The organism is Shigella dysenteriae (assembly GCF_022354085.1).
GTDB classification, from domain to species: Bacteria; Pseudomonadota; Gammaproteobacteria; order Enterobacterales; family Enterobacteriaceae; genus Escherichia; species Escherichia coli.
In genome coordinates, this window is the sequence record NZ_CP055055.1 from 64,308 (window position 1) to 79,886 (window position 15,579).

Genomic DNA, 15,579 nt, shown 5'->3' on the forward strand with positions numbered 1-15,579 from the left:
CACAGATTCGACCTTCCGGGCTAACGATTGTTCTGTAGAGAAAATGTCCAGAAGCGGATAAAAAATTCCTGAACAACGTGGGAGTTTCAGATTACTGGCACAGAGTGCCGGATGCGGAGTGAACGCCTTATTCGGCCTACAAAAGCACGCAAATTCAATATATTGCAGAGATTGCGTAGGCCTGATAAGCGTAGCGCATCAGGCAATTTTGCGTTCAAACTCCCGGACAAGCCGGGAGTTTGGAGTAGGTTATTCCCACTCTTGCAGGAAACGCTGACCGTACTGGTCGGCTACCAGCAGAGCGGCGTAAACCTGATCTGGCGTCGCGCCGCCAGGCATGTTGTGGATGGTTTCACCTTCTGCACATGCCGCTTCTGCCACAATTTGCATTTTCGCCGGGACATCTTCTTTAATATCCAGTTGAGCGAGAGTTATTGGCAAACCTACCGCATGGCTAAGCGCAGCTACGGTTTCGATTTCCTCAACCGGCGAGTTTTCCAGTACCAGCTGCGTCAGTGTACCAAATGCCACTTTTTCACCGTGATAATAGTGATGGGCATCAGGAATGGCAGTCAGGCCATTATGCACCGCGTGCGCTGCCGCCAGACCACCGCTTTCAAAGCCAACACCGCTTAAATAAGTGTTCGCTTCAATCACGCGTTCCAGTGCCGGAGTCACTACATGCTGTTCGGCGGCGAGCATCGCTTTTTCGCCTTCTTCCAGCAAGGTGTTGTAGCACAGTTCAGCCAGCGCCAGCGCCGCCTGAGTGCACTTGCCGCCCGCCATGGTGGTCGCACCGCTACGAGAGCAGGCACGCGCTTCAAACCAGGTCGCCAGCGCATCGCCGATACCCGCCGCTAACAGACGTGCAGGTGCGCCAGCGACGATTTTGGTGTCGACAATGACCATATTCGGGTTATTTGGCAACAGCAGATAGCGGTCAAACTCACCCTCATCGGTGTAGATAACAGACAATGCGCTGCACGGTGCATCGGTAGAGGCGATAGTCGGTGCGATCGCTACCGGAACACCCATGAAATGTGCCAGTGCTTTGGCAGTATCGAGAGTTTTTCCGCCACCGATACCGAGAATTGCGCCACACTGCGCAGTCTCCGCGATGCCACGCAGACGGTCGATCTCATTTTGCGAACATTCACCGCCAAACGGCGCAATTTCTACTACCAGTCCAGCATCTTTAAAGCTTTTCTCGACAGTGGATTGAGCAAAACCTAAAACAAATTTGTCACCCACCACTAACCAGCGTTCTGCCAGCGGCTTCAGGTATTCGCCCAGACGATTAATCACATCAGCGCCCTGGATGTATTTACCCGGTGATTGAATAATGCGGTCCATAATTGCTCCTTTAGAGATGAGTAGTGCCAAATGCGGCATTCCAGTCGTGTTCGAACTTCTCTATAGCTGACTCTACCGCAGGGGTGTTGAGCATTTGTTGCGCTACATCTAAGGGCAGGGTGATGGATTCACATCCTGCCAGTAAACAGTCCAGCGCCTGACGCGGCGTTTTAAAGCTGGCCGCCAGCACCATGCTTTCTGGTGCGTGCATTTCTAACAGCGCTTGCAGCTCCTGAACCGTACGAATGCCGTCCCCGCCCTGGGCATCTACGCGGTTAACATACGGAGCAACGTATTTTGCCCCTGCCAGTGCGGCTAATAACCCTTGTGCGGCGCTATATACAGCGGTGCCAAGTGTAGTAATACCCTCTTTTTTCAGTATTTTAATTGCTGCCAGACCTTCGGAAGTCACCGGGATTTTCACCACAATGCCCGGAATGGCGTCGCGCAGACGCTTCGCTTCTTTCACCATCCCCTGCGCGTCGCGGCTCATGGTCTGAGCAAACAGAATGCCCTCATCACCAATCGCTTTTTGCAGACGCGGCAGCACTTCCCAGATGGACTCCTTGCTGGCAGCGATAATGCTCGGGTTAGTTGTCACCCCGGCAATCGGGAATATGCGTGCCAGACGTTCGACTTCTGCGACGTTAGCGGTGTCCAGATACAGTTCCATGATGTTTCCTTTTACAGTTCCAGTTCATGTTGCAGCAGGCTGGCGATAGCGTCGGCAGAGGCGGCGTTAACCAGCGCGTTACGGAATTCTTCGTGCATGATGCGGCGAGCGAGGCGCGAGAAAATGCGCATGTGCTGATCGCCCGCAGCGTGTTTGTTCAGGGTTAACATAATGATGAATTGCGCTTCATCATCGCCCCAGCGCACCGGCGCTTGCAGACGCGCTACGCTGATGGTGGATTGCTCAATGTGTTCTGATTTGCTGTGGGGAATGGCAAAACTAAAGCCCAGACCGGTAGAGAAAACGGACTCGCGCGCCCACAAGTCGGCTTCCAGTTTACGCGGATAGCGGCAGCGGCCCGCCAGCAGCAGGTTATCGGTCATGCCTTTGAGTACTTCTTCTTTGCTGCGCCAGTCGCTTTCCAGCGTGATGCACTCGGCGGTGACCAGTGGTGCGTCCTGTTGGGTCATGCGGAATTGCGCCAGCAGATGTTCCACTTCCAGCGAAGTACGGCAGGCCATTGCCTGGTTGAGCAACTGGCGGCACTCACGGCTATCAAGTTGCGCCATTCGCGCTTTCGCCGCCGGAATTGACGGTGCGCTCATGCTGAGTTCATCCAGCCCTAAACCGACCAGCAACGGCAGCACGGAACCTTTCGCTCCCAGCTCACCGCACAGACCAATCCATTTGCCCTGGCGATGCACTGCTTGCACGGCGTAATCGAGCGCCCGCAAGAATGCCGGATTCAGGCTGTTGTAGTGACGAGTAACCTTAGCGTTATCGCGATCCACCGCCAGCAGATATTGCGTCAGGTCATTACTACCAATACTAAAGAAATCAATCTCTTCGCAGCATTGATCGATGATGAACATCACCGACGGCACTTCCAGCATAATGCCGAGCTGGATCTTCTCATCAAACGGAATGTGTTCGTTACGCAGTTGCTGTTTGGCTTCCGCCAGTTTTTCTTTCACCCATAAAATCTCTTCCATTGAAGAGATCATCGGGATCATGATTTTCAGGCTGCCGTGAGCGGAGGCGCGCAGGATCGACCGTAGTTGTGTGGTGAACAGCGAGGCGTATTCTTCATAAATACGCACAGCGCGATAACCGAGGAACGGGTTAGCTTCTGCCGGAATGTTCAGATAATCAACGGGTTTGTCGCCGCCAATGTCCATAGTGCGCACAATAATGCTGCGTCCGTTGGCGGACTCCAGCGCCTGACAAAAAATGTTGTACAGCTCGCTTTCGCCCGGTGCACTGGTGCGATCCATATAGAGCATTTCAGTGCGGAACAAACCAACGCCTTCCGCACCATTGCCGAATGCGGCCTGCGCTTCCACGGAGTGAGCGATGTTAGCGGCAATTTCAATGCGGATACCGTCAGCGGTACGGGCTTGTTGGGTCAGCCAGACACGCTGTTGCTCACGAAGGGCGTCCTGTACGCGGGCTTCTTGCTGATAATAACGAGCTACGGCTTCCCCTGGCTCAACCACAATCGCCCCGGCGTTGCCGTCGATATAAATCGTTTGATGCTGCCACGGAGTAAGGGCATCAATATCCACACCAACCAGCGTCGGAATGTTGAACGAACGGGCAAGGATCACCGTATGTGACGTGGTGCCGCCGCTTTTGAGCAACAATCCTTTGAGGTGATTTTTATCCAGTTCGAGGAACTGGCTGGGAGTTAGTTCATCAGCCATACATATGGCGGGCTGCGTCAGTTTGCCCGGTGCCGGGAAGCGTTGCTCACCGTAGATTTGCTGGAGTAACTGGAAGCAGACGTCGCGTACGTCCAGGGCACGTTCTTGCAGGTAGCTGCTGCTGGAACGGGCGAACTCTTCGCAAAAGTGATTCGCACTGGCGACAATCGCTTCGGCGCAGCTTAATCCGGCGCTGACACCTGCCAGTAAATGTTCGCGCAGGGAAGTATCGCCAGCCAGGGATCGGTGCGCTTCCAGAATCGCGCTGGTAGCACCGTCGCTATCCAGCAGACGAAACTCAATGTTTTTCAGTACCAGCGTCAGGCCGTTTTCCAGCGCGGATTGCTCGGCGTCAACGCCGTTGGCGGCGGGAAGATTACCCAGCGCGTTGAGATCTAAAGAAGAGATCGGCGTCAGAATGCCACCTGCGCTACCGCTGCACACGGTGCGGGCGCGAATAATGCGCGGATTCAAATTAGTGAGTGAAACCGGCAGCGGCTCCAGCTCGTCAGATTTTACTTCCGCCAGCGGTGCGTCGCAGTGGGGGAATTCATCGCGCAGCCATTGGCTTAAACGCTGGTGCGCTTCCTGTTCGTCGGCCCCGGAAATCAGTAACTGGCAGTTATCGCCCACCAGCGTATCGGTGCCAATCAGCGCAAGGGCGCTTTTGGCGTTGCCCTTGCGATCAGTGCGCAGGTTATGCCACTCAATTTGTGATGAAAAAGTATTACACAGCGTTTCAACGTGGCTTGCCGGACGTGCATGTACGCCGTTAGGTAGCTCACAAATAAATTCCACAATCAGGGCCATTGCCTCTCTCCCGGTACGGTTTTCTGTTTACAGGATAAGAGCGCACGGCAACGGCCTGCCATGTGACAAATCTGCCAAAAGCTGGACAAATGTAATGTAACCGTCAATTTGCGACGCGTCTCACAAGACGCCGTTTTGCGGCATGCTTCCGGATTATCGCAAGTTATGAGGCGGATCGCATTTTTGTACTGATATTACAAAAGTCCAGTAAATGGCCTTTTTATCCACTGTTTGCTCCGCCTGCGATTGCCTATTGTTTCCTCCATCAAAAATATGGACATGGGCTTTCGCAAGCCCGGGAGCAGCTTATGAATGAGTTGGTGCAGATCCTGAAAAATACCCGTCAGCATTTAATGACGGGCGTATCACACATGATTCCCTTCGTGGTATCGGGCGGTATTTTGCTGGCGGTTTCCGTCATGTTGTATGGCAAAGGCGCAGTGCCGGATGCCGTAGCCGATCCGAATTTGAAAAAACTGTTTGATATCGGCGTTGCAGGTTTGACGCTGATGGTGCCTTTCCTCGCCGCTTACATTGGTTACTCCATTGCAGAGCGTTCTGCGCTGGCCCCGTGCGCTATCGGTGCCTGGGTTGGTAACAGCTTTGGTGCGGGCTTCTTTGGTGCGCTGATCGCCGGGATTATCGGCGGCATCGTGGTGCATTACCTGAAGAAAATTCCGGTGCATAAAGTTCTGCGCTCGGTGATGCCTATCTTCATTATTCCTATCATCGGCACACTGATTACCGCAGGCATCATGATGTGGGGCTTGGGCGAGCCTGTAGGGGCGTTGACCAACAGCCTGACTCAGTGGCTTCAGGGGATGCAGCAGGGCAGCATTGTTATGCTGGCGGTGATCATGGGACTGATGCTGGCGTTCGATATGGGCGGTCCGGTTAACAAAGTGGCCTATGCCTTCATGCTGATTTGCGTTGCTCAGGGGGTTTATACCGTGGTGGCCATTGCTGCCGTGGGTATTTGTATCCCGCCGCTGGGGATGGGGCTGGCGACGCTGATTGGTCGTAAAAATTTCTCCGCAGAAGAGCGCGAAACCGGTAAAGCGGCGCTGGTGATGGGGTGCGTTGGGGTTACTGAAGGGGCGATTCCTTTCGCCGCAGCCGATCCGTTACGTGTAATTCCTTCCATCATGGTTGGTTCAGTTTGTGGTGCAGTAACTGCGGCGCTGGTCGGTGCGCAGTGCTATGCAGGCTGGGGTGGTCTGATTGTGCTGCCGGTGGTTGAAGGCAAGCTGGGTTATATCGCAGCAGTGGCTGTCGGAGCAGTGGTGACGGCTGTTTGTGTGAACGTGCTGAAAAGTCTGGCGCGTAAAAATGGGTCTTCGACTGATGAAAAAGAAGACGACCTGGATTTGGATTTTGAAATTAATTAATTGAGGAACGAGCCATGACGAAAATTATTGCAGTAACCGCGTGTCCATCTGGTGTTGCCCATACTTATATGGCGGCAGAGGCGCTGGAAAGTGCCGCGAAAGCGAAAGGCTGGGAAGTGAAAGTAGAAACCCAGGGGTCAATTGGTCTGGAAAATGAACTGACAGCGGAAGACGTGGCGAGCGCCGATATGGTGATTCTGACCAAAGATATCGGCATCAAGTTTGAAGAGCGTTTTGCTGGCAAGACCATCGTGCGCGTCAACATCAGCGATGCGGTTAAACGCGCTGACGCCATTATGAGCAAAATTGAAGCTCACCTGGCGCAAACCGCTTAAGTTCTTATCCCGCCCGTAAGGGCGGGTTCGCTTTCCCACAGGAGTTCCTCATGACGAATCGTATCTCTCGCCTCAAAACTGCACTGTTTGCCAATACCCGTGAAATCTCGCTGGAGCGTGCGCTGCTTTATACCGCCAGCCATCGGCAAACCGAAGGCGAACCGGTGATATTGCGCCGGGCGAAAGCAACAGCGTATATCCTTGAACATGTTGAAATTTCGATTCGTGATGAAGAACTGATTGCCGGTAACCGCACCGTAAAACCGCGCGCCGGAATTATGTCGCCGGAAATGGACCCTTACTGGCTGCTGAAAGAGCTGGATCAATTCCCGACGCGTCCGCAGGACCGCTTTGCTATCAGCGAAGAAGATAAACGTATCTACCGCGAAGAGTTGTTCCCGTACTGGGAAAAACGTTCGATGAAAGATTTCATTAACGGGCAGATGACGGATGAAGTAAAAGCCGCGACCAGCACTCAGATTTTCAGCATCAACCAGACGGATAAAGGCCAGGGGCACATTATTATTGATTACCCGCGCCTGCTGAATCACGGGCTGGGTGAGCTGGTAGCGCAGATGCAGCAACATTGTCAGCAACAGCCGGAGAATCACTTTTATCAGGCAGCGCTGTTACTGCTCGAAGCCTCGCAGAAACACATTTTGCGTTACGCCGAACTGGCGGAAACGATGGCGGCAAGCTGCACTGATGCCCAGCGTCGCGAAGAACTGCTGACTATTGCGGAGATCTCCCGCCATAACGCCGAACATAAGCCGCAGACGTTCTGGCAGGCGTGCCAGTTATTCTGGTACATGAACATCATTCTGCAATACGAATCCAACGCCAGTTCGCTGTCTTTAGGGCGCTTCGACCAGTATATGTTGCCGTTCTATCAGGCATCTTTAACCCAGGGCGAAGATCCGGCGTTCCTGAAAGAACTGCTCGAATCTTTATGGGTGAAATGCAACGACATTGTGCTGTTGCGCTCCACCAGCAGCGCGCGTTATTTCGCAGGTTTCCCGACTGGCTATACCGCACTGCTCGGCGGGTTAACCGAGAACGGACGTAGCGCGGTGAACGTGCTTTCGTTCCTCTGCCTCGATGCCTATCAAAGCGTACAATTACCGCAACCGAACCTAGGGGTGCGCACTAACGCCTTGATCGACACGCCGTTCCTGATGAAAACCGCAGAAACCATTCGCCTCGGCACCGGTATTCCGCAAATCTTTAACGATGAAGTGGTGGTGCCAGCGTTCCTCAACCGTGGCGTTTCGCTGGAAGATGCGCGCGACTATTCCGTAGTGGGCTGTGTGGAATTATCTATTCCCGGCAGAACCTACGGCTTGCATGACATCGCGATGTTTAATCTGCTGAAAGTGATGGAAATCTGCCTGCATGAAAATGAAGGCAATGCTGCGCTGACTTATGAAGGTTTACTGGAGCAGATCCGCGCCAAGATCAGCCACTACATCACCCTGATGGTTGAGGGCAGCAATATTTGTGATATCGGCCATCGCGACTGGGCACCTGTACCGCTGCTCTCGTCTTTTATCAGCGATTGTCTGGAAAAAGGTCGCGATATTACCGATGGCGGCGCGCGTTATAACTTCTCCGGCGTACAGGGAATTGGTATCGCCAACCTGAGCGATTCTCTCCATGCGTTGAAAGGGATGGTTTTTGATCAACAGCGTTTAAGTTTTGACGAATTGCTGTCGGTATTAAAAGCCAACTTTGCAACGCCAGAAGGCGAAAAAGTCCGCGCTCGCTTAATTAACCGCTTTGAGAAATACGGTAACGATATCGACGAGGTGGATAACATTAGCGCCGAACTGTTGCGCCACTACTGCAAAGAAGTGGAAAAATACCAGAACCCGCGCGGCGGTTACTTCACGCCGGGATCGTATACCGTTTCTGCTCACGTCCCGTTGGGATCGGTGGTTGGCGCGACGCCAGACGGTCGTTTTGCCGGAGAACAGCTGGCAGACGGCGGCTTGTCACCCATGCTGGGCCAGGACGCACAAGGGCCAACAGCGGTACTGAAGTCAGTCAGTAAGCTCGATAACACGCTGCTGTCTAACGGTACGTTGCTGAACGTGAAATTCACTCCGGCGACCCTGGAAGGTGAAGCGGGATTACGCAAACTGGCCGACTTCTTACGGGCGTTTACCCAGCTTAAGTTGCAGCATATTCAGTTTAACGTGGTGAACGCCGACACGTTGCGGGAAGCACAACAGCGCCCACAAGATTATGCCGGGCTGGTGGTGCGCGTTGCCGGATACAGCGCCTTCTTTGTCGAACTGTCGAAGGAGATCCAGGATGACATCATCCGCCGGACAGCGCATCAGCTGTAACGTTGTGGAAACGCGCCGCAATGATGTGGCGCGTATTTTCAACATTCAGCGTTATTCACTGAATGACGGCGAGGGCATTCGTACGGTGGTCTTTTTTAAAGGCTGTCCGCATCTTTGCCCGTGGTGTGCTAATCCGGAGTCGATCTCCGGCAAAATCCAGACGGTACGCAGAGAGGCGAAATGTCTGCACTGTGCGAAATGTTTGCGTGATGCGGATGAATGCCCCTCCGGGGCGTTTGAACGGATTGGTCGCGATATCAGCCTTGACGCGCTGGAACGGGAAGTGATGAAAGATGACATTTTCTTTCGCACGTCCGGCGGCGGCGTCACGCTTTCTGGCGGCGAAGTGTTAATGCAGGCGGAGTTTGCTACCCGTTTTTTACAGCGACTGCGGCTGTGGGGTGTGTCATGCGCCATTGAAACTGCCGGAGACGCACCAGCCAGCAAGCTGTTACCACTGGCGAAATTGTGCGATGAAGTGTTGTTCGATTTAAAAATCATGGATGCGACTCAGGCGCGGGATGTGGTGAAGATGAACCTGCCACGCGTGATGGAGAATCTGCGTTTGCTGGTGAGTGAGGGTGTCAACGTGATCCCACGTTTACCGCTGATCCCTGGTTTCACGCTCAGCCGGGAGAATATGCAGCAGGCGCTGGATGTACTGATCCCGCTGAAAATCAGGCAGATCCATCTGTTACCGTTTCATCAGTACGGCGAACCGAAATACCGCCTGCTGGGGAAAACATGGTCGATGAAAGAGGTGCTTGCGCCGTCGTCAGCCGATGTGACAACGATGCGCGAAATGGCAGAACGGGCCGGATTTCAGGTTACCGTGGGAGGTTAAAATGGCATACCTGGTGGCAGTAACCGCCTGCGTCAGTGGCGTGGCGCATACTTATATGGCGGCGGAACGGCTGGAAAAGTTGTGCCTGTTAGAGAAGTGGGGCATCAGCATTGAAACTCAGGGCGCGCTGGGAACGGAGAATCGTTTAGCGGACGAGGATATCCGTCGGGCGGATGTTGCTCTGTTGATTACGGATATCGAGCTTGCCGGTGCCGAGCGATTTGAACATTGCCGCTATGTGCAATGCAGCATCTACGCATTCCTGCGTGAGCCGCAGCGGGTAATGAGCGCGGTGCGCAAAGTGCTTTCTGCGCCGCAGCAAACCCATCTTATTCTGGAGTAGTCGGTTTTTCTGTCAGTTGGCTGTGGTACTGCCGACGATATTCCGACGGCGAGCGTTCGGTGTTTTTACGAAACAGACGGCAGAAGTAGTTGCTGTCGACAAAGCCGCAGGCGTGCGCCACTTCTTTTACCTTCAGGTCATAGCCTTTCAATAACGTCTTAGCGTGCTCCAGTCGCGTGTGATTCAGGTATTCGTTAAAACCAATGGTCCCCGTTTTTTGAAACAGGTGCGAGAGATAGTTTGGTGAAATATAGAATGCCTGTGCGACAGATTCGCGGGTAAGCGCGGAGGCATAGCGTTCGTCGATATAATCACGAATAGCTTCGAATAATGCCTGGCTGCGTGAGGCGGTCTGGATTTGGCTGCCGAGCAAATCGCGGCAGTGGCTAAGCAGGCTGGCGACGATAAGCTTTGCCGTTTGCTGCTCCTGCGGCTGCATTTGCATTTCATTGAGCGTTTGTAGCAGAAAAGAACCTATGCGTGGGCCGCGCCGGGCGACGTGTTGCTTCGCCAGATTTTGATATTGTTTGCCATCCCATTGCACGACGCTGAAGCCGAGTTGCTGTTTGCCAAACAGCACGCTAAAGGTAGTGGCGGGGGCTTGCCATTGTGGAAAATTCCAGCCACCAGCGGCAACGTACAGCACATCGCCGGGAACTAACGTTGCTCCAGCGCCGGTATCAACAAACTCACCTTCCAGCACAATTTCCAGCCGTGGAAAATCGACCTGATACGCAAGATCGGGCACCGGGCCGTTGATCAGGCGAGAGAGCAGATAGCTGACGTCGTGATACATGTTATTCCCTTAGGTATGTAGACGGGAAAACAGTAACTGGCATTATTAAAAAAGGCCACCTGAAAAGTGTGGTGTGGCCTGAGGGGAGTTCGATGTAAACATTGCGGCAGTTGTATTGCCGGATGTGGCGTAAACGCCTTATCCAGTCTACCGCCGCGATCTGTAGGCCGGATAAGACGCGTCAAGCGTCGCATCCGGCAAATAGCGCCTGGCTGATAATTACTGATTACCCATCTGATCGCCATACGGCAGCGTGTCGTAATCGATCAGCGCGTTTTTCTTGTACGGGTTACCAATCCAGCGGGTAGTTTCTTTGAACTGCGGATTCACCACTGAACGGGTTGGATCGTAACCGTCGTAAGATAAGCCCGCCAAATCTGACCAGGTGTGGATCAGTTCCGCCAGGCTGTATTTACGATCAACATCCTGTGAGAAATCACGCGGATGAGTCGCTTGCCATTTTTCCGACGTCCACAGCAGGAACGGAATGGTATACATATGACGCGTCGGGTTGTCTTCGTTACGCCCCTGAGTTTTGTGCGGCGGTGTGTCGTAAACCTCTTCACCGTGGTCAGAGAAGTAAACCAGGAATCCGTTCGGGTCTGCCGCTTTAAAGTCTTTAATCAGGCTGGCAACCACATGATCGTTATACAGGTTAGCGTTGTCGTAATCGTTATATGACTCCAGCTCTTCTGCGCTTAATCCCGGTGGAACATGATCGGTATTGCCATCAAACTTGCCCTGATTTTCCGGGTAGCGGTATTTGTATTTGATATGCGTACCCAGCAGATGAACAATGATCAGTTTCTTCGGCGCAGGGTCATTCAGCACTTCCTGGAACGGCTTCAGCACGTTAGTGTCGTATTCACGCGCACTCTGCGTACGTTGCTGGTTCATGTAGTACTGCTTGTCGGTCTGGCGCGAAAATACCGTCAGCATGGTATTGCGGGCGGTCATCGTCTGCTGGTTGGTGATCCAGAAGGTTTTATAACCCGCCTGTTTCATCATGTTCATCAGCGACGGCTGCGTCAGATACAGATCCGGGTTCTTTTCATTGGCAAAGGTCAGCGCCTGTTGCAGGATTTCAATGGTGTACGGACGAGACGTAACTACGTTATTAAACACGGTTAGATTCGGATCGGTTTTATGCAGCGCATCCAGCTCCGGCGTGGTTTCACGCGGATAACCGTACAGACTCATGCGTCCACGCTGGGTTGACTCGCCAATCACCAGCACTAAGGTGCGCGGTTCGTTACCCGATTCATCTTTGAAATTAGCCAGCGGCGGCAAGGCATTATTTTCATTCAGTAGCTTTGTTAGCGAGTTTAGTTGCTGACGATACTGATAATAGCCGGTCAGGAATTGCCACGGTGCGGCAGGCTCCATACGCGAGGCCAGGTTATCCAACGTTTTCTCAAACGGCTTGTTTTTGATAAACGTATTCATGGCGATCGGATGCAGAATCAAGCCATAAAGCAGGGCAAAAGAGACAACATAACGCCACGGCTTTGGAATATAGACCGGACGCAGGCGTGTCCACAGCAGAACTGCCACCGCCGTATAGGCCAGCGCGATAAGCACAATTTTCAGGCTGAAATACTGGCTTAAATACTCGCTGGCTTCGTTGGTGTTGGTTTCGAACATCACAAACAGAACGCTCTGCGAGAACTCCTGACCGTAGATGACGTAGTAGCACAGCGCCGCCAGAGAGGCCGCCCATAGCACCACGCCGATCACTGCGGCAATAATTTTGATCCGCTTCGGAAAGAGGAATACCGGAATTAACCACAGCGAGCTGAATAACAGCGAGTCGCGAATGCCGTTAGTGCCACTATAACCACTGATGTAAATAATGGCCTGTAGCAGAGTAGAGAAAAACCAAAAGTAGAGCAGTGCCCAACCCAGGGCTTTCCAGCTAAAAAGAGGTTTAGCCTGGACTTCTGTGGAATGCATAGTAAGAACCTGTCTTGAAAAAAATATCGCCGAATGTACCGACAATTCCTTAAGGATATCTGAAGGGATATCCAGAATTTGAATAAAATGCAGACAGAAATATATTGAAAACGAGGGTGTTAGAACAGAAGTATTTCAGAAAACCCTCGCGCAAAAGCACGAGGGTTTGCAGGAGAGGAAGATTAGCCGGTATTACGCATACCTGCCGCAATCCCGGCAATAGTGACCATTAACGCCTGCTCGACGCGAGGATCCGGTTCCTGCCCTTCTTTTTCTGCCTTGCGGGAGCGGTGCAGCAACTCGGCTTGCAATACGTTCAGCGGGTCGGTGTAAATATTCCGTAGCTGAATAGACTCTGCAATCCACGGCAGATCGGCCATCAGATGGGAATCGTTGGCAATCGCCAGCACCACTTTGATGTCTTCTTCTTGCAGATTGCGTAACTCTTTACCTAACGGCCACAGTGCTTTGTCTACCAGGCGTTGGTCATAGTATTCCGCCAGCCACAGGTCTGCTTTGGCGAAGACCATCTCCAGCATGCCGAGACGCGTCGAGAAGAATGGCCAATCGCGGCACATAGCCTCCAGCTCGCTCTGTTTGCCATCTTCGACCACTTTTTGCAGCGCCGTACCTGCACCCAGCCAGGCGGGGAGCATCAGACGGTTTTGCGTCCAGGCGAAGATCCACGGAATGGCGCGTAATGACTCGACGCCGCCGGTTGGGCGACGTTTCGCCGGACGTGAACCCAACGGTAGTTTGCCCAGTTCCTGTTCCGGCGTAGCGGAGCGGAAGTAAGGCACAAAATCTTTGTTTTCACGTACGTAGCCACGGTAGAGATCGCAGGAGATGACTGATAGTTCATCCATAATGCGACGCCAGCTCTCTTTCGGCTCAGGTGGTGGCAGCAGGTTGGCTTCCAGAATCGCCCCGGTGTAAAGCGACAGGCTGCTGACGGTGATTTCTGGCAGACCATATTTAAAGCGGATCATCTCGCCCTGTTCAGTCACGCGCAGGCCACCTTTCAGGCTTCCTGGCGGTTGTGACAGCAGCGCCGCATGAGCAGGTGCGCCGCCGCGACCAATGGAACCGCCGCGACCGTGGAACAACGTCAGCTCAATACCCGCTTTTTCGCAGGTTTTGATTAATGCATCCTGTGCCTGATATTGCGCCCAGGACGCTGCCATCACGCCCGCATCTTTTGCTGAGTCGGAATAGCCAATCATCACCATCTGTTTGCCCTGAATCAGGCCGCGATACCAGTCGATATTCAGCAACTGAGTCATGACATCGTTGGCGTTGTTCAGGTCATCGAGAGTTTCAAACAGCGGAGCAACCGGCATCGCAAACCCGATACCCGCTTCTTTCAGCAGCAGGTGGACAGCCAGCACGTCGGACGGCGTTTTCGCCATCGAGATCACGTAGGCGGCAATGGAGCCTTGCGGTGCTTCGGCAATCACCTGGCAGGTATCGAGCACTTCGCGCGTTTCGGCGCTTGGTTGCCAGTTGCGCGGCAGAAGCGGACGTTTGGAGTTCAGTTCGCGGATCAGGAACGCCTGTTTGTCGGCCTCTGACCAGCTTTCGTAGTCGCCGATACCGAGGTAGCGGGTCAGCTCGCCCAGCGCTTCGGTATGGCGGGTGCTTTCCTGACGGATATCAATACGGACCAGCGGTACGCCGAAACATTTCACGCGGCGCAGGGTGTCGAGCAGATCGCCGTTGGCGATAATACCCATGCCACACGCCTGAAGTGACTGGTAGCAAGCGTAGAGCGGTTCCCACAGTTCTTCGTTTTGTGTCAGCAGGCCTTCTGGTTTTGGCAGTTCTTCGCCTTTCAGGCGCGCTTCCAGCCATGCCTGTGTCGCCATCAGGCGAGAACGCAGGTTTTTCATCAGATAGCGATACGGTTCTGCGGCACCTTCTTCGCCAACCAGCGCCAGCAGTTCAGGGGTCGCTTCAACCATCGACAGTTCAGAAACCAGAACCTGAATATCTTTCAGGAACAGATCGGTGGCTTTCCAGCGGCTGAGTAGCAGGACGTGGCGGGTGATATCGGCAGTGACGTTCGGGTTGCCGTCGCGGTCACCGCCCATCCACGAGGTAAAACGGACCGGAACAAATTCGACGGGCAGTTTGTAGCCGAGGTTCTCTTCCAGTTGTTCGTTCAGTTCGCGCAGGTAATTCGGTACGCCTTGCCACAGGCTGTTTTCTACTACGGCAAAGCCCCATTTGGCTTCATCTACCGGGCTTGGACGCAGCTTACGGATTTCATCGGTATGCCATGACTGGGCGATCAACTGGCGCAGGCGGCGCATCAGCTGGTTGTGTTCGTAGTCAGCGATATCTTTGTTATCGAGCTGTTTTAAACAGGCGTTCACTTCCACCATTTTGTGGATCAGTGTACGACGGGTAATTTCGGTTGGGTGAGCCGTGAGGACCAGTTCCAGCGACAGCGATTCCACTGCTTTTTTGATGGTGTCTTCGCTCAGTTCCGGCTGGTTTTTCAGTTTGCGCAGGGTGCGGGCGATCACTTCCGGGTTGCTGGCAGCTTCGCCTTTCGGCGAAATGCTGTGGTATTGCTCGGCGGTGTTGGCCAGGTTCAGAAACTGACTAAACGCACGTGCAACGGGCAGCAGCTCGTCGTTCGACAAATTTTGTAAGGTGGTGAGTAACTCCTGGCGGTTAGCATCATTGCCAGCGCGTGAAGATTTGGACAACTTACGGATAGTTTCTACGCGTTCAAGAATGTGTTCTCCCAACGCATCCTTGATGGTTTCTCCCAGCACTTTGCCGAGCATACTGACATTACTACGCAATGCGGAATATTGTTCGTTCATATTACCCCAGACACCCCATCTTATCGTTTGATAGCCCTGTATCCTTCACGTCGCATTGGCGCGAATATGCTCGGGCTTTGCTTTTCGTCGTCTTTTATAAAGCCACGTAAAAGCGGTGACGTCAAATGCTGCGAAATCGCTTCAGCAAACGAATAAATAGCAGGAATTTACGTCATTAAATTCACGACGCTTTAAATAA

At 53.2% G+C, this 15,579-nt stretch carries 11 protein-coding genes; 5 read left to right on the forward strand and 6 right to left on the reverse strand.

All coding sequences use genetic code 11. From position 1 onward, the window contains the following. Positions 1-249: 249 nt before the first annotated feature. The 3 genes from gldA to ptsP are packed head-to-tail and all read right to left on the reverse strand — an operon-like array spanning position 250 to position 4,539. The gene (gene gldA / locus HUZ68_RS00350; protein ID WP_000374011.1) at positions 250-1,353 is read right to left on the reverse strand and encodes a bifunctional L-1,2-propanediol dehydrogenase/glycerol dehydrogenase; all 1,104 of its coding nucleotides are present in this window, start codon (positions 1,351-1,353) and stop codon (positions 250-252) included. Between the two features lie 10 nt (positions 1,354-1,363). Next, positions 1,364-2,026 (reverse strand): fructose-6-phosphate aldolase, encoded by a 663-nt coding sequence (gene fsa, locus HUZ68_RS00355; RefSeq protein ID WP_000424856.1) that lies wholly within the window; start codon positions 2,024-2,026, stop codon positions 1,364-1,366. 11 nt (positions 2,027-2,037) lie between these two features. Then, the gene (gene ptsP, locus HUZ68_RS00360) at positions 2,038-4,539 is read right to left on the reverse strand and encodes a phosphoenolpyruvate--protein phosphotransferase (RefSeq protein ID WP_033814947.1); all 2,502 of its coding nucleotides are present in this window, start codon (positions 4,537-4,539) and stop codon (positions 2,038-2,040) included. 308 nt (positions 4,540-4,847) lie between these two features. Between ptsP and HUZ68_RS00365 the strand changes: the two genes are divergently transcribed. The 5 genes from HUZ68_RS00365 to HUZ68_RS00385 are packed head-to-tail and all read left to right on the forward strand — an operon-like array spanning position 4,848 to position 9,797. Then, the gene (locus tag HUZ68_RS00365) at positions 4,848-5,927 is read left to right on the forward strand and encodes a PTS fructose transporter subunit EIIC (RefSeq protein ID WP_001004442.1); all 1,080 of its coding nucleotides are present in this window, start codon (positions 4,848-4,850) and stop codon (positions 5,925-5,927) included. 14 nt (positions 5,928-5,941) lie between these two features. Continuing rightward, positions 5,942-6,262, forward strand: a complete 321-nt coding sequence (locus HUZ68_RS00370) for a PTS fructose-like transporter subunit IIB (RefSeq protein WP_000161265.1) — start codon at positions 5,942-5,944, stop codon at positions 6,260-6,262. Between the two features lie 50 nt (positions 6,263-6,312). Further along, on the forward strand, positions 6,313-8,610 hold the full coding sequence (locus tag HUZ68_RS00375) for a formate C-acetyltransferase (protein WP_021557393.1): 2,298 nt from the start codon (positions 6,313-6,315) through the stop codon (positions 8,608-8,610). Beyond that, on the forward strand, positions 8,576-9,454 hold the full coding sequence (locus HUZ68_RS00380; RefSeq protein WP_033814946.1) for a [formate-C-acetyltransferase]-activating enzyme: 879 nt from the start codon (positions 8,576-8,578) through the stop codon (positions 9,452-9,454). Before HUZ68_RS00375 ends, HUZ68_RS00380 begins: the two co-directional genes overlap by 35 nt. A 1-nt stretch (position 9,455) precedes the next feature. Further along, positions 9,456-9,797 carry a PTS fructose-like transporter subunit IIB gene (locus tag HUZ68_RS00385; RefSeq protein ID WP_001612132.1) on the forward strand — a complete coding sequence of 114 codons (342 nt, stop codon included), beginning with the start codon at positions 9,456-9,458 and terminating at the stop codon, positions 9,795-9,797. Here the strand turns inward: HUZ68_RS00385 and HUZ68_RS00390 are convergent. The 3 genes from HUZ68_RS00390 to ppc form a co-directional block, all read right to left on the reverse strand. Then, positions 9,784-10,593, reverse strand: coding sequence for an AraC family transcriptional regulator (locus HUZ68_RS00390; protein ID WP_239594005.1), 810 nt, complete (start codon positions 10,591-10,593; stop codon positions 9,784-9,786). The two genes, HUZ68_RS00385 and HUZ68_RS00390, sit on opposite strands and share 14 nt — an antisense overlap. A gap of 219 nt (positions 10,594-10,812) precedes the next feature. Further along, positions 10,813-12,546, reverse strand: a complete 1,734-nt coding sequence (locus tag HUZ68_RS00395; RefSeq protein WP_033814944.1) for a phosphoethanolamine transferase CptA — start codon at positions 12,544-12,546, stop codon at positions 10,813-10,815. Between the two features lie 182 nt (positions 12,547-12,728). Further along, positions 12,729-15,380, reverse strand: coding sequence for a phosphoenolpyruvate carboxylase (ppc, locus tag HUZ68_RS00400; RefSeq protein WP_001005577.1), 2,652 nt, complete (start codon positions 15,378-15,380; stop codon positions 12,729-12,731). Positions 15,381-15,579: the final 199 nt, after the last annotated feature.

What these genes read in the sequence shown, in the direction of transcription:
- HUZ68_RS00395 (WP_033814944.1), bottom strand. Translation starts at nt 12,546, where the DNA reads ATGCATTCCACAGAAGTCCAGGCTAAACCTCTTTTTAGCTGGAAAGCC.
- ptsP (WP_033814947.1), bottom strand. Translation starts at nt 4,539, where the DNA reads ATGGCCCTGATTGTGGAATTTATTTGTGAGCTACCTAACGGCGTACAT.
- fsa (WP_000424856.1), bottom strand. Translation starts at nt 2,026, where the DNA reads ATGGAACTGTATCTGGACACCGCTAACGTCGCAGAAGTCGAACGTCTG.
- HUZ68_RS00375 (WP_021557393.1), top strand. Translation starts at nt 6,313, where the DNA reads ATGACGAATCGTATCTCTCGCCTCAAAACTGCACTGTTTGCCAATACC.
- HUZ68_RS00380 (WP_033814946.1), top strand. Translation starts at nt 8,576, where the DNA reads ATGACATCATCCGCCGGACAGCGCATCAGCTGTAACGTTGTGGAAACG.
- gldA (WP_000374011.1), bottom strand. Translation starts at nt 1,353, where the DNA reads ATGGACCGCATTATTCAATCACCGGGTAAATACATCCAGGGCGCTGAT.
- HUZ68_RS00385 (WP_001612132.1), top strand. Translation starts at nt 9,456, where the DNA reads ATGGCATACCTGGTGGCAGTAACCGCCTGCGTCAGTGGCGTGGCGCAT.
- HUZ68_RS00365 (WP_001004442.1), top strand. Translation starts at nt 4,848, where the DNA reads ATGAATGAGTTGGTGCAGATCCTGAAAAATACCCGTCAGCATTTAATG.
- ppc (WP_001005577.1), bottom strand. Translation starts at nt 15,380, where the DNA reads ATGAACGAACAATATTCCGCATTGCGTAGTAATGTCAGTATGCTCGGC.
- HUZ68_RS00370 (WP_000161265.1), top strand. Translation starts at nt 5,942, where the DNA reads ATGACGAAAATTATTGCAGTAACCGCGTGTCCATCTGGTGTTGCCCAT.
- HUZ68_RS00390 (WP_239594005.1), bottom strand. Translation starts at nt 10,593, where the DNA reads ATGTATCACGACGTCAGCTATCTGCTCTCTCGCCTGATCAACGGCCCG.